The 14,389-nt window shown below is 57.1% G+C and carries 11 protein-coding genes; 5 read left to right on the top strand and 6 right to left on the bottom strand.

Annotation, left to right across the window (positions count from 1 at the left end; translation table 11 throughout):
• Positions 1-3 precede the first annotated feature (3 nt).
• Positions 4-405 (top strand): hypothetical protein, encoded by a 402-nt coding sequence (locus tag NKI31_RS20045; RefSeq protein WP_352652398.1) that lies wholly within the window; start codon positions 4-6, stop codon positions 403-405.
• Positions 406-762: 357 nt separating this feature from the next.
• Here NKI31_RS20045 and NKI31_RS20040 read toward each other — a convergent pair whose 3' ends face one another.
• From NKI31_RS20040 to NKI31_RS20025, 4 genes are all read right to left on the bottom strand, one after another.
• Positions 763-2,652, bottom strand: coding sequence for a hypothetical protein (locus NKI31_RS20040; protein ID WP_352652397.1), 1,890 nt, complete (start codon positions 2,650-2,652; stop codon positions 763-765).
• Positions 2,653-2,662: 10 nt separating this feature from the next.
• Positions 2,663-4,654: a hypothetical protein gene (locus NKI31_RS20035; protein ID WP_023711827.1), complete on the bottom strand. Its 1,992-nt coding sequence runs from the start codon at positions 4,652-4,654 to the stop codon at positions 2,663-2,665.
• Complete coding sequence (locus NKI31_RS20030) at positions 4,651-5,163, bottom strand: hypothetical protein (protein WP_245260670.1); 513 nt, start codon at positions 5,161-5,163, stop codon at positions 4,651-4,653. Before NKI31_RS20030 ends, NKI31_RS20035 begins: the two co-directional genes overlap by 4 nt.
• 313 nt (positions 5,164-5,476) lie before the next feature.
• Positions 5,477-5,959, bottom strand: a complete 483-nt coding sequence (locus NKI31_RS20025; RefSeq protein WP_023711829.1) for a hypothetical protein — start codon at positions 5,957-5,959, stop codon at positions 5,477-5,479.
• 413 nt (positions 5,960-6,372) lie between these two features.
• On the opposite strand from NKI31_RS20025, the gene NKI31_RS20020 reads away from it, so the two are divergent.
• Complete coding sequence (locus NKI31_RS20020) at positions 6,373-6,747, top strand: hypothetical protein (protein WP_245263882.1); 375 nt, start codon at positions 6,373-6,375, stop codon at positions 6,745-6,747.
• Positions 6,748-6,948: 201 nt separating this feature from the next.
• Here the strand turns inward: NKI31_RS20020 and NKI31_RS20015 are convergent, their stop codons facing one another.
• Both NKI31_RS20015 and NKI31_RS20010 read right to left on the bottom strand, forming a co-directional pair.
• A complete protein-coding gene (locus NKI31_RS20015; RefSeq protein WP_023711831.1) occupies positions 6,949-8,364 on the bottom strand; it encodes a mannose-1-phosphate guanylyltransferase/mannose-6-phosphate isomerase in 1,416 nt (471 codons plus the stop codon).
• A 240-nt stretch (positions 8,365-8,604) separates the two neighbouring features.
• Positions 8,605-9,591, bottom strand: a complete 987-nt coding sequence (locus NKI31_RS20010) for a nodulation protein NodZ (RefSeq protein ID WP_023711832.1) — start codon at positions 9,589-9,591, stop codon at positions 8,605-8,607.
• A 974-nt stretch (positions 9,592-10,565) separates the two neighbouring features.
• Here NKI31_RS20010 and gmd point away from each other — a divergent pair.
• From gmd to NKI31_RS19995, 3 genes are all read left to right on the top strand, one after another.
• Positions 10,566-11,636 carry a GDP-mannose 4,6-dehydratase gene (gmd, locus tag NKI31_RS20005; RefSeq protein ID WP_023692482.1) on the top strand — a complete coding sequence of 357 codons (1,071 nt, stop codon included), beginning with the start codon at positions 10,566-10,568 and terminating at the stop codon, positions 11,634-11,636.
• The gene (gene fcl / locus NKI31_RS20000; protein ID WP_023689384.1) at positions 11,636-12,580 is read left to right on the top strand and encodes a GDP-L-fucose synthase; all 945 of its coding nucleotides are present in this window, start codon (positions 11,636-11,638) and stop codon (positions 12,578-12,580) included. Before gmd ends, fcl begins: the two co-directional genes overlap by 1 nt.
• A 352-nt stretch (positions 12,581-12,932) precedes the next feature.
• Entirely contained in the window at positions 12,933-14,354 is a 1,422-nt protein-coding gene (locus NKI31_RS19995) for a phosphomannomutase (RefSeq protein WP_352499330.1), read from the top strand.
• Positions 14,355-14,389: the final 35 nt, after the last annotated feature.

The following is a 14,389-nucleotide window of genomic DNA, read 5'->3' as shown; positions in this document are numbered from 1 at the left end:
CCAATGAGTTGGGAAACGAGGGCTGCGAATAACCTGCTCCCGCTCAGTTGGGACAAGGGCAGCCTTTCGCAAGCTCTTCGCGAGTGGCGCTACACTGGTGACTACCATGACCTCGAAGCGCCCTCCGCTAACTGTGAACTCTGTGATCATCCCGACATCCGCTACCAATTCGAAATCCGCAATTTGCATACGGCCGCAAGGCTGCTGATCGGATCTGAATGCATTCATCGCTTTGGTATAGCTGCGACCGACGAAGAAGGCCGCACCTTAGACACGCTCGCCACTCGTAAGAAGGTCGATCGAGATCGGCGACAACTTGTCGAGGACGCGCGCCGCAGGCGATTAGTAAGCGCGCTTGTGGCGCTGGCGAACGTTGAACCCATTTCGATGTTCATTCCTTTATAGACTATTTGCAGACGCGGGGTGCATTCACCCCCAAACAACTGGCGACCGTTCTCTGGAGGTTAAGAAAGAAAGGCGTCGTGCACAGCCCTCAAGACTTCAAGCTCACGATCCGCCGAGGCCGGGAAAAAGCGCAACTTTTGTCCCTGAAGGACTGGGAAATGGCGCTCGTTAAGCCGTGCCTCACGACCGAACAGTCAGCCTACCTCGAGAAAGTTGCTCATCGAAGGAGTGGCCTCGACCATCTGCTTGACTAAGCCAAATTGCCGCTCCGGAAGCGTATAGATTCGATCTCGCAAACACCGATCTCTGAGTTGTGCGCCTTCACTGGTATCGGTATGCGTCAAAGGAAAGCTAACATTACCGCAGTTCATGCGGCGTCTTGCGATTGGCTTGAATTCTGGCCACCACAATATGGTATTTTACCTTAGATCCATCCGGCACCTTTTGCTCCACACTGATCTGTTCGGAAATGTGCGGTTGATGGCCTTTCCGATCCGTGAGATCTAGCACCAGGAGGAAACCGAAACAGACACCGGTCGTCAGATAGCCCGTCGCCTGGCCGGCATACCGCTCCGCAAGTTCCGCATTGTTGAGCACGTTGTCGTCCCTCTTCACCTCCACGATCGACTTGACGCCACGATATTCGAGAGCGATGTCAGCGCGACCGCCACCGGAGTCACGGGCTTCGGCTCGGAACGACGGTGCGTCCGACATCGTGAGGAACTTCAGGAAATCTAGTTGAAGGTCGTGTTCGACCGGCAGATCGGCGCCGCGCCGAAACACGTACTCAGCAGACGGGTCGGTACTTCTGCCAACGTTGGCGCGAAAATCGAGAAAACGCACAATGAGCGTACACATGTGTTCCAGCAGCGCTCGGGGATGGTCGCGCTGGTAATCGGGATTGTCCGAGAGCTTCTCAATAACGGCGGCCCACAGCTCTGCCACTTGCCGATTGCGATCCATCCCCACGTCGAACTGCGCTGCGGTCATGGTGGCTGTAGCTGCGTCGAGGCCGGCTTTCTTGAGGACATCGACCAGCCAGCCTTCAGTCGATTCGTCAAAAGGGCTGCGATGGATAGCTCCGGCCAGTGAATGTTGCACCGTGTCGCGTAGTTGTCCGACATTCGGAGCGAGATCGCTATCAACGTTCTCGGCGAGCCATTGATTTAAGGTCTGCAGATAGTATCGCCGCTTCTGCAGCGATTGGACGAGTGCCTTTCGTCCGAGAATATCGGCGCCGTGGCCATCGGATCGAGAGAACACGCTCTCACTCGCAAAAAAGATCGATAGCAACTCGTCCTCGATCACAATGGCCGCTTGCAGCCAGGTGTCCTTTGTGAACGTGTGAGCAGCCATGGCTAACTTCGTGGCCATCGACAGCCAGTGAAAACGCTCGCGCGATGGCGCCCCGAGCCATGACTGGGCGGAGTGGCGATCGACGGCAAAGGCTGAGTACTCGATGGCTGCCCTACGAAGTTTAGGCAAATCCAACGCAAGATCGGAGTGCAGTCCTCTGTTCTGCACATCGATCAGAACAGACGTACAGATATCATACAGCGCAGCATCCGAACGTCCTTCGCTCGCCGCCAGGGAACGCCGAAACCAACCCTGCGCCGCCGTCAAGGCTGACATGAGCGCGTCCTGCGTTCTGGCCAGCAACCCGTCTTGCAAGCGATCAAGTCCGAGCTCAAGGGTAGCTTCGTCTGCTGCCTCGCCCACATGCGCCAGGTTGGAGAGAAGGTCTCGGAAGTCGTCATCGGGGTATCGACGCAGAATGGTGCCCGTGACCTTGGCGACGTGACGCAGATAGGCCCCGTCGTCGTCTGTCGTGACGTCCAGAAGATACGACTGCAGGCGCCTGACCAAACTGTGGTCGCCCTGCACTACGACAAGCGCGCCGCGCAACGCCTGCGATCGCATCCAGCTATGTTCAGACCGGGGCTCGAAACGGCGGCGGAAGATTTCCCACGCACTGCGCCCGAGAGCCTGCGGTATTGTGGGCAGTTCGTCGAGGCAGTCGACTATTTCCGCAACAGAGGTGGCGTCATCCTCTCGCTCGAGTATCCGCAGCAGCGCGCGCTGAACGGCGGCCGCGGTCACCCAGCGGGTCATCCAGCAGAACGCGTCTGCGCGCGCGGTTTCGGAAGACAGGGCCTCAATCGCGGCCAGCAATTCGTTCTCTTGAGCCGTTCCCGGGTCTAGGATGGGCGTGCCTTCCGTCGTCAGGAGCTCGAATCTGTCTTCCATCGCCGACCACTCAGAAGAGGTACTTATCCCCCTTAGCGTGTAGCCGATGATCAATAGACACAACCGCCTCCACCGCGCTGCGAGCAATGGTGCCGAGAATGATCTGAACGCCTCCGATGTCCTTCGCAGCAGAGGCAACGCTGTCCAGCATCTGCTCGAAGTCCTCGTTCACGACCTCTTCCGACGCAGGCGAGTCGATAATCAGCAAGCCTGGATGCCGGCCATGCCCGCGACGCTTGGCCACCTCCACAGCCGCCAGCGAGGTCGCGATCTTAATGCGCAATTTCTCGCCCATCGTAAGGTTGCTGAAATAGATATCGGCGCCGCCTTGGTGGACCTTCAGCCTCCCACCGCCGTCGAGGTGCATGCTGGTGATGTGGGAAACACCGAACTTCTTCGTGAGGGACATCACCGAATCAGCGATCTCTGTCAGAACGTCCGACTGCATAGAGGTCATCAGCGTCTTACTGGCGTCAGTAGCGGCACGAAGGATCTTGAGTTCGCTCTGCGTCTCGGTGTCGTCGTTGGCAGGCGATTGCAGTGAGGCGACCAGTTCCCGAAGCTGCTCGGCCCGGGCCTCCAACTGCACAACGATGAGTTCGGGGTCGGTCGGCAACGTTGAGATGGCGTCCTGAAGGTTTCGCATCCTGTTCATTCCGGTGCGGAGGCGTTCGGTCGCCTCCCTTGCTGTCTTCTCGCTGGCTTTGAACTTGGCTTTGGCGATCTGGAGCGACGAAGCCAGTTCCTCAACCAGGATCTGCGCGTACTGGATGCGATCGCTATCCAGATCGTTTTCGTGGACCGGCAAGTCGTTCTTGCACAAGGCGCAGGTGTTGTGGTCTGCGTGCTGAACCGCAGGCGCGGCCTCCTCGAACGCTGCCTCGCAGGCAGGGCAGCAAGTCGGGTTGAGCTGACGGAACGAGTATCCTGCCGACCGCTCGTCCTCGAGCTGCTTGAGCCTTCGTCGCGCGTCGTCGTAGCTGACTGTGACGGCCGCGACGGTCGCCGTGTCCGTCTCTAAGGCTATTCGAGCGGTCTCGACCACCTTCCTATCGGTCACGGTCTCCTCATCGAGGCGCGCCAGTTCCAGCCTTTTTGCGCTGCGGTCATCGGTGCCACGAGCCTCCTTCGCTTTGGCGAGTTGGCCCTCAACCTCGATAAGCCTGCTATCGAGCACTACGCTCACGCCAGAATGGTTCGGCCTATCGGCCAGTGCCTGCTCGAGCTGCTTCTGCGCGGTTAACGCAGCACTATAGGTAGAGACCCACGGCAACCCTATGAACAGTTGGAGCAGGCGAAGCGGGAGCCCGTCTATGGGCAGATCGCCGAACAGGGCCTTCGGCTCAGTAGAACTCGACAGGAAGAACGTCGAAGCTATCAGAGGCCAGCCATGGGGATGACCGCCGGTATTCTTGTTGTGGGCATAAATCACCGGGAAATCTAGTTCTTCCATCATCAGGTGCTCGGTCTGAGACTTCAGCCCGTCTCCAGCGTCACCTTCATAGAGCGTGATCCACTGACCGTCGCTGACACTCCGGCTCAGCGTGGCCTTGCCCTCCGCCGCCTTCTCCTCGCCGGCAGGCTTGCGCAGCTCCATGCGATGCAGGACTTCATCGACACAATACCGGACTTCGATGGTTTCCAGCCACTTCCAAACGTCGGGCTTCACCCGACCGGGAAAGTCGCCGCGGATAGCTGCGTTGAGTAGGTGCAGGATGGATGACTTTCCTCGCAGATTGCGCTCGGACATCACGGCCCAGATGCCGATCCCTAGGTCTGACCAGGACAGATGAAACGGTCCGTCGCGCTCGGATTCGGCTCGAACACCCGTCAACTTGATGCCGTCGAAGCGAAGGCTCTTGGCGCGCGGCGGAGTAGTCTGCGCGCGAATGCCATACTTGAGCAACGCGCTTCGAACATCCGACTCCGGACTGGTGCTATCCTCGGCTATGGCTCTTATCCAGCCGTACTCGGTCGACTCGATGATCCGTTCCTTGCTCATGGTTCCAATCCGGCGAATTTGGTCAGACGCTGTTCGACCTGCTCTTGGATAGTCGGTATCACGTCGCCCTGGATGGTGCTTCCATATTGCGGGTGCTCATACTGCCATTCCTTTAGGGCGGAGCCGCTCTTGCCGCTGGCGACTCGCATTACCAACGCTAATCGGTCGCGATACCACGCCAACTCCGGGTAATCCTGAACGCACTTTTCCAGAAACGAGATCGCCTTTGGTAATATAAGGTACTCGTACCGACGAATTTTGCCGTCGTCACCGGCGAGTTGCATCGGTCTCGCTAAGCCGTAGTAGCTCAGCATTGCAAGGGCGTCCTCGACGTTCTGATAGGCGCCGTGCCGCCAGCGGACCATCCGCACCAGTCTGATGGAAGGCTCGTCGTTGATGAAGATGCGCTGAACTGCCTCTAGCAGTTCGGGTTCGCGGGTCTCCTCATAGAGATCCAGCAGGGCGTCACCCAAATAGTCAGGATAACGGACGAGGAAGTCCATTGCCATCAAGCGCTTCTCAGCTCGAAAAACGCTCACGACCTCCTCTGTAGGCCTGTCGACATCTTCACTTCCCGCAACCAAGATGAAAAGCAGCCTGAGCGCGTCGCGATGTCTATAGCTCGGCTCAAGCGATATTCGGAAAGGCGTCCCAGCTTCACCCTCTGGCCCCTTTCCTTCGACGTAAACATCCATATCAGAAGTGCCCCCCAACGCAGGGACCACGATATCTCAAACGGTTTAATTCCGCTAATCTGGTCAGGCACTACTTCGGCGTATTCTGAAGTAGGTGAGGAAATGGTGGAAATAGCGACATCGGCTATCATGCCGGTTCGGCTACGGTTCTTTCAGACCTCTCGATTTGCGCTTCAATTTTCGCCCGGGTGGTTTTGGTGGCAAGGTACTCAACCAATTCTGCAGCGTGGTTTTCGCAGCCCTTTGCCTGCTTTCGAAGAAGCGAGACGTGGTCAGAAAGTTCTTCCGTTGTGCAGAGGCCTATTGGAACCAGAGACCGTTCGCCGTTCCGAAGCACAGGATACGATTTGACTAAGCGAGTATGGCCAGGAAGGACCATCTGAGGGGACGCAGGATCGTCGCTCATGCCCACGCGCTTCAACATACGTGTAACGACACCCACAAGTTCTTTCTTGGCAAATGCTCTGTAGAAGTCGGCATGCGGGCCTGTCAGAGGTTTACTTTTGAATATCTCCTCAACGATCTCGCTTGGCTGCGCGATCTGGCCAGCCTCCATCCGTTGCCCGATGAGTTTATGCAGCTCAGACAGAAGCGCAGAGTCTTTGGCCATGACTTCTATCCCATCAATTGTTGAATGGTGAAGCTGGTAAAGCCTAAACGGCCGTCAATCCGTTCGTAGGGCCACAGCATCCAAACTAGACGTGAATCACTGGTAAGTTGAGTGGGCATCATCCGCCGATTCTAAGATTTGTCAAAGTCGTTGTCCTGACTTTGTTCGAATTTGCAGGTGACACGACACAGGCGAACCTCAGGCGGCTGCCGGGACAATGCCGCAACTGATAGATCGCCGGCCACGAAGCTATCGAACTCTCAAACCTGCAGCGCTACGTGTTGGCAGGTCAGGCGGAGGTCGGCCTCTCTAAGGCGGCCCTTGCAACCAACGCCCTTCGGTCCACCGCCCTTGATGCTCCACCGCTTGTGCGGGCCCCCGTCAATTCCTTCGTAGCTCGGGTGGCTACGGCGATGGCTGTGCCGTTTGGGCCGCTCGCCGCGTTTGTTGGCCAGCCCCTCCGTTCCTTTTATCAGCAGGCTATCTGCGGCGGGTTCCAGCTTAGCGATGGAAGTCGTCTCGTTCGAACCGTGGTTCCGATGGCCTTTCAATCAGCGCTTGCCGGGATCATGCTTGCCGCAGACCTGGTCAAGCATAGTGCGGGTTTTCCGATGAGTCCGACGACCAGCACTCGCGTGAATCTACTGCGCCCCCTTGGTTCTTACCTCCATGATCCGAAAGCCAAAGATTCCAGCGGCCGCTGCATCTGCAGCGATGAGGATTTCGTTGCCGCCTACAGGCTGAAATACGGCTGTGCCGTTGAACAGCTGAGCAACGGGTCCGCCTAAAAAGATCTGAAGTCTTCGTTACCGCGGACGGCGCGCTGTCAAGCGCTCACCGATGTTTTCGACCAGGATCGAGTGCCTGATGAGAGTGCGGGGCGGATACTATGACACGCTCGGCCCGCTGCTTTGTCAATGTTAGGCCCAGAACCCACGACAGAGATCCTTGAGCGACGGCTCGCCGTTTAACGTTTTTTGTACTGTTATCTACGTTCGACCATATTCGTCGTCGAAGCGAACGATATCATCCTCGGCGAGATAATCGCCGCTCTGCACTTCAATGATAACCAGGTCAATTCTGCCTGGGTTCTCGAGCCGATGCTTATGGCCGCAGGGGATGTAAGTAGATTCGTTTGTCCCCAGGAACAACTCCTGCTCGCCATTGACGATTTTGGCGGAGCCGCTGACCACGACCCAGTGCTCCGAACGATGATAGTGCATCTGCAGGCTCAACTGGCGACCGGGCTTCACCTCGATGCGTTTGATCTTGAAGCGCTCGCCTTCCTCCAGAACCGTATAGGTACCCCAGGGCCGGTGTACCGTGCTATGGACCAGATGAGCTTCATGTCCCGAAGCCTTGAGGCCCTCGAAGAGCTTCTTAACGTCCTGAACGCGGTCGCGGGATGTGACAAGCAAAGCGTCCGGGGAATCCACGATCACCAGATCGCTTACGCCCACCGTGCCGATGACGCGCTTGTCGGAGCTCACATATGTGCCGGTCGTGTCGACCATGTGCACATCGCCGCGTATCCTGTTCCCGCTTTCGTCGGGGGCGATCAAATCGGCCATTGCGTTCCAAGATCCGATGTCGTTCCAATCCATGTCGCAGGGAATCACGGCAAGTCTGTTAGTCTTCTCCATGACAGCGTGGTCGAGCGAGATTCGCGGCGCGGAACCGAAATGCTCAGGCGCGAGTTCGATTTTGGCAAAGCCTTGGCATTGACTGGCGCGGCCGTTCTCATAGCTGTCGGCGACGGCCTGGAGCACCTCGGGACAATGCAAAACCATCTCGTCGAGCATGGTTTGCGCACTGAAGCAGAAGATGCCGGCGTTCCAGAAGAAGCGTTGAGACGCGACATAGGCTTTGGCTGTCTCCAGATTCGGTTTTTCAACGAAACGGACGACGTTCTCACCATCTGCTTCGATGTAGCCGAATGCGGTGTCCGGTCTGGTTGGGGTGACGCCCAATGTGGCGATCCGCCCGAGCTTCGCATGTTCCATGGCCAGGCCCATGACGTCTAGAAACGCAGGCAGGTTGCTAATCAGGTGATCGGCCGGGAAGACGCACAGGATCGCGTCAGGGCCTTGCGTTGCCCTCGCATGGATCGCGGCTGCAGCCACGGCGGCGGCCGTATCCCGAGCTTCGGGCTCGAGCAGAAAGGTGCGTGGCAGGACCACGGAATCCAGTTCGTCAAATTCGTCCTTGGTCAGGAAGAGGTGGTCCCCGGATGTCACAGCGACGAGTTCCACGACACCTTCTATCGAAGCGGCGCGCAGCACAGTCTGCTGAATGAGAGAATATCCATCCGCCACTTTGAGGAAAGGTTTGGGGTGCGATTGCCTTGAGGCGGGCCATAGCCGCGATCCGGCTCCGCCGCTGATGATCACGGGAATGACTTTCATAACCAACCTCAATTTCGTCTCTGGAGTGATCGCCCGCGTTCTTTCGAGCGTCAGCGTCACGATCGCCGTCGCTCTGGCTTGTCTGCGGCCCCCGCGTAACAGCGAAGTTCTGGCGCGTTGCAGGCGGCGTCAGATGACGACGGTATCGGTAATGTACGACGCCTCCACTGGCGTCGGTGAGAAATGCGCATTCAACTATGCCTGTTGGTTGCGTCTGCCGAATTGCGCAGGTGGCGGGTCTTAACTGAGATCAGAGACTTGGCTGCCTTCTATCAAAGTCAAACGACTTGGCTCTTTCAGATCGAATTCAATTACCCGTGGTGCGAAAAGGCGTGCATATCGTGTAAAGGCGCTCGTCGGGGGAAACCGAATTACGGTATCGCAGCGCCCGAGAAGATACATCTCAACGAGGGCGGAAATTCCGCCGTCAATCCCGAGTGCTGCAGTGTGTAAGGGGCCACCTTGATTGGATCCGAAGTGCTTCGGGACAGTGAGCAGATCGGGAAACCTGGCCGACAGAAGATCCAGTATCCGCGCGCTGTCCGTGCATAAGAACAGCCGCACAGGCCTGGGGTGCGGTAACGCCTTAGCCTTGTCAATTGCAGCGCACACTTGCCGAACGGCGAGCTCCGGATCGGCCCAGTAGGGCGCATGCTCCATGATGTCTTCACCGTTACCGTGCCGAACATGAATCCCGATGATGCTGTGCCCCTCAAAACATTCCTGATAAATGGCATCTATGCGGGCTTGAATTTCTGGCCGAGGCTGGACACTCTGGAACACCTGCCGCTCTGCATCCTCATCGCACCGCCACATCAGACAAGCGTCACACACTACTGTGTTCGCTTCGACATCGTGTTCGGCCTGAAAGAGCTCGCCCAACTCGTCGCGCTCTTGGAAAATCTGCTCATCTGGCCGGTAAAGGCACTCGATCGCCGGCCTGTTCCACCACTCCGGGAAGAATGGACCAGGGAAGGAAACGTCGTTGATCCGGTCGTCGGAAATAGCCGGCACGCCAGCGATGTCATTGATCGGCTGGAAGAACACCGGAAACGCATTTGTGAAGGGTTGGTCGAGGTAGCAGGCCCCCCGCCAGTCGATGACTAGAGTTCGTCCCGACCGCTGCGCGTAGCGCCAAGCGGCCGCCAATGACCACAGACAATCACCGAACCCCGTACGCCTCCGAGAGACGACGAACCGGCGCTTTTCCAATCCACTAACATGCATTTTCGGAAATCTCGTTCAGAGAGGAGGTTGCATCCGGTTTGGAATCCTTAGTAGACACGTAGACCCGACGCCGGGCGCTTGGCAGAGGCCGGGCCATAGGGCAGAAGAGCTCACTCAGCACTGCCCACTAATCCCGTGACGCTCGCACGGCTTGAAGCCGATGCCCTCGCTTCCGGTTCAGCCTTCTCTACTGGGCCTCCGCGGCATGTGTAAAATCTATTGAGTGGATGCCGGCCATCCATGCGTTGGATGCCGTGATGAAGGGGCTCGGCTGACGCGGGCCCGGCCAATAGAGCCGAAACAGCCGGGGAACGCTGCGAGACTGCCTGCCGGAGCAAATCGTTCCGTCGACGCCACACGCCAAGGGTGCAAGGCTGCATACAGCAACCGTCCCGGGCGAGATGAGGTCGATAGCTCGACGCGCCTGGAACCAGCTGATCGACAGAATCTGCAGTCTGCTCCCAAAGTTCTGCACGACCTGTGCCGGATGCTGTGGTGAGGGCTCGCGGCCACGAACTTTGTCCTCGCCCCGAACGGAAGCTCGGGACCTACGACTCCGGGCCGGCGATGCGCCCCGGCTGCTCGGTCAGACCATCCATTCTGTGGATGCACTTTATCCAAACAATCGATTTCACTGATCCAAACAATTCCCATTAGAAGACGCTGAAGCAAGAAAGAAGGGCGTCCTCACTCGCTGATAGATGAGCAAATCAGCTGCAAGGTGCTTGGAGTACAGTCGCTCGCGGCGTGAGCTGAGCGGCACTCTGACCGCATGTACGAATCCCAGTTAGCGGCGCAACTCTATTTTGCTGTGACTCCAAGCAAGAGCAGGTGTGCTCGGCTGGCAGACTGTCAATGACGAGCTTCGCGCCGCATCTGTCGAAGTGCTCCATAGGGCACGGGGCGGGCCGCACATTGTGTCGGCGTGGCGAGCCGGAGCCGAAACCTTAAACTTTAGATAGAGCAGGAATAGAATGGGCGATAGCAGAAAAGTTGCTCTTATTACGGGCATAACTGGACAGGATGGTGCCTATCTTGCCCGTCTTCTTCTCAAAAAAGGCTACATCGTTCATGGGATTAAGCGACGTTCCTCTTCCTTCAACACGGGTCGTATCGAAGACCTCTACCAAGACCCGCACGAATCCGATCCGCGCCTGATCTTGCATTACGGTGACCTCACTGATTCGACTAACCTCATCCGCGTGGTTCAGGAATCTCAGCCAGACGAAATTTACAACTTGGCTGCTCAGAGCCATGTGCAGGTGTCGTTCGAAACACCTGAATACACAGCAAACGCGGACGGTATCGGTACATTGCGACTTCTTGAGGCGATTCGCCTCCTCGGTCTGACGGACAAGACCCGCTTCTATCAAGCCTCGACTTCGGAGCTATACGGCCTCGTGCAGTCCGTACCGCAGAACGAAACGACGCCCTTTTATCCGCGCAGCCCTTACGCCGCCGCCAAGCTCTACGCCTACTGGATGGTCGTCAATTATCGCGAGGGCTATGGTATGCACGCTTCCAACGGCATTCTTTTTAATCACGAAAGCCCCCTTCGTGGCGAAACTTTTGTGACGCGCAAGATCAGCCGCGCTGCCGCTGCTATCTACCTGGGCAAGCAGGACAAGCTTTATCTCGGCAATCTCGATGCTCAACGCGATTGGGGCCATGCGCGTGAGTACGTGCGAGGTATGTGGATGATGATACAGCAGGATCAACCGGATGATTACGTGCTGGCTACGGGCAAAACGACTCCTGTCCGCCAATTCGTCGAGTGGGCTTTCGAAGATATCGGCGTCGAGATCGAATGGCGTGGCAAGGGTGTCGGCGAAAAGGGCTATGATGTAGCGAGCGGCAGATGCCTAGTCCAAGTGGACCCACGCTACTTCCGCCCCACGGAAGTCGATCTTCTCCTGGGTGACGCTACCAAGGCGAAGGAGAAGCTCGGCTGGGTGCATGAGACATCCGTGCGCGAGCTTGCTGCGGAAATGGTGCGCGAAGACCTGAAGGTCATGCAGACATCTGTAGTCATGAAGGAAGCGTAATGTATGATCTTAACGGAAAAACCGTGTGGGTCGCTGGCCACAAAGGTATGGTGGGCAGCGCTGTTGTACGCCGACTCGCGTCTGAAGACTGCAAAGTTGTGGCCGCCCCTCGGGGAGAGCTAGACCTCAAGCGACAGACCGAGGTTGAAAACTTCGTGGCAGTGATGAAACCGGACGCTATCATTATGGCGGCGGCAAAGGTAGGTGGTATTCTCGCGAACGCCACCTATCCGGTCGACTTTCTTTACGACAATCTGATGATCGAGGCCAATATCTTCGCGGCAGCCCACGAAAACAATGTCGACCGCGTCCTCTTCCTCGGCTCGTCTTGCATCTATCCGAAGATGGCACCACAGCCCATTCCTGAAAGCGCGCTTTTGACCGGGCCACTAGAGCGCACCAACGAATGCTACGCCGTCGCCAAGATCACCGGCATCAAAATGGCTCAAGCCTATCGCCAGCAATACGGCCGCGACTACATCTCCGCTATGCCGACGAATCTCTACGGGCCAGGCGACAATTATGACTTGCAGTCAAGCCACGTCATCCCAGCGCTGATCCGGAAAGCGCATGAAGCTAAGCTCATAAGTGATAAGCAAATCACCATCTGGGGCACGGGCACACCACGTCGGGAATTCATGCACGTCGACGACTGCGCCGACGCATTAGTCTTCCTTCTGAAGAACTACTCTGACCATGATCACGTCAATCTCGGCTGCGGACAGGACATCACGATCCTAGAGCTGACTAGAATGATCTGCCGTGTAGTCGGATTTACTGGGGAGATTGCGCATGATCACTCTAGACCTGACGGTACACCGCGAAAGCTGATGAGCGTCGACAAGCTGCGCACTTTGGGATGGGCAGCAAAGATCACTCTCATGGAAGGCATCGAGAGTGTCTATCATGCATTTCTAAACGGGAGCTACACCGAACGGCGGTAGATAAGAGGATTTGCTGCGTCTCAGGCCTGTACGCGCTTTCGGGACCCAGAGCTAATGTAGACTGAGACAATCACTCGATGGCGATAGCGCTCATGTGAGCCAGCCGCGAGGAGCCCCGCCGGACCCGGACCCCATCCGCTCCAACCTCGTCGCCGTGAAGGTCACGGTGCGCTGCCCACGCCGACGCCGACTGCGTCAATCCTCACAAGGGTAACCGTCGATAACCGAACGCGTCTACGGTAACCGAATGTACTTCTTGTTCTCGTCCGAGGGATCTGTCGATGGGCATTCCGGACGAGCCAAAGTTTGAGCATGTTACCTTCAAAACCCGGTTAGCAACGTCGGATTTGGTATGAAATTCGGAACAAGTGGATTACGGGGCCTGGCGACAGAATTGGCAGGAGCCGCCTCTGCCCTATATGCAACGGCATTCGCGACATTCCTGCTGGAATCCGGCCTGGCCAGAATTGGCGACGAGATACTCATAGGGCGCGACTTTCGCGCCTCGAGTCCGGCCATCGCCGCCGTCTGTGCGGCGGCACTGTCCGCGCTCGGCTTCATCGTAGTCGATTGCGGCGCAGTCCCCACCCCTGCCCTGGCACTGTATGCTCAGGCGCGTAAGAGTGGTTGTTTGATGATCACAGGCTCGCACATTCCGGCCGACCGTAATGGAATAAAATTCTATCGACCCGACGGTGAGATCGACAAGGGTGATGAGCGGGAGATAACGCGCATCGCCTTGCAGCTGGAGAAGCGCGGATACGTCCTTGAAGGTGCTGTTGCACGTCGGCAGCACCGGGAGGCCGAATGCAAGGCCTTTTTCACGGCGCGCAATCGAAAGCTTATGGAGATTAATGCTCTAAAGGGCTTAACGGTGGGCGTATATCAGCACAGCACAGTCGCGCGCGATCTCTTGGTTGACATTCTCTCATATCACTGTGCGACGGTCGTAACCCTGGGACGTTCGGAAGGTTTCATTCCTGTCGACACTGAAGCGGTCTCTGACGAGACTGCTCAACAGTTCAAGCTCTGGGCCAAAGAGCATCGGCTTGATGCGGTCGTCTCGGCAGATGGCGATGGTGACCGCCCACTGGTAGCTGACGACCACGGAGACCCCCTTCGCGGTGATTTGTTAGGCCTGATTACGGCGAACTTCCTGCAAGCGAAGGCAGTCGTCACGCCGGTCACATCAAACTCTGGTATCGAGACCGCAGGTTCTTTTAAAGTCGTGCGTACCAAGGTTGGATCGCCATTTGTTATTGCTGCCATGCTCGATTTGGTTGCGTCGGGTCACGAGCGCGTGGTTGGTTTCGAAGCAAACGGTGGTTTGTTGACCGGCACGGACTTTGACCCGAACGGAACTAAACTGCCAGCGCTACCTACACGCGACAGTTTTCTCCCCATCCTCGCGGCACTTTCCCTTGTTAATACAAGTGGGCAGCCACTGTCAGAGATTGGCAGTTCCTTTCAATTGCCGGCAGCGGCGGCGGATCGCTTGGAAAATTTTTCCGTCGAAAGCAGCACTCGCCTCATGACATACCTTCGTACAGCGGAAACTAACATTGCCGCCTTCGTCGGGTCGATTGGAGTGGTAAGCAAGGTTAGCGATGTTGACGGACTTCGTATCACTCTCGCGGATAAGCGTGTCTTGCATTTGCGTCCATCCGGAAATGCCCCGGAAATGCGGTGCTACGTCGAAGCCGAAAATCGGGAGGACGCGGAGCTTTTGCTCCGGACTGGATTGGATCGAATTCGTAATTGGACGCAAGGCTAAATAAAAGCCGCCTCCCTGCGTATTCCAGGTGACCC

Source organism: Mesorhizobium sp. M0659, assembly GCF_040320605.1.
Classification (GTDB): domain Bacteria; phylum Pseudomonadota; class Alphaproteobacteria; order Rhizobiales; family Rhizobiaceae; genus Mesorhizobium.
This window is presented reverse-complemented; position numbering and strand designations above follow the sequence as displayed.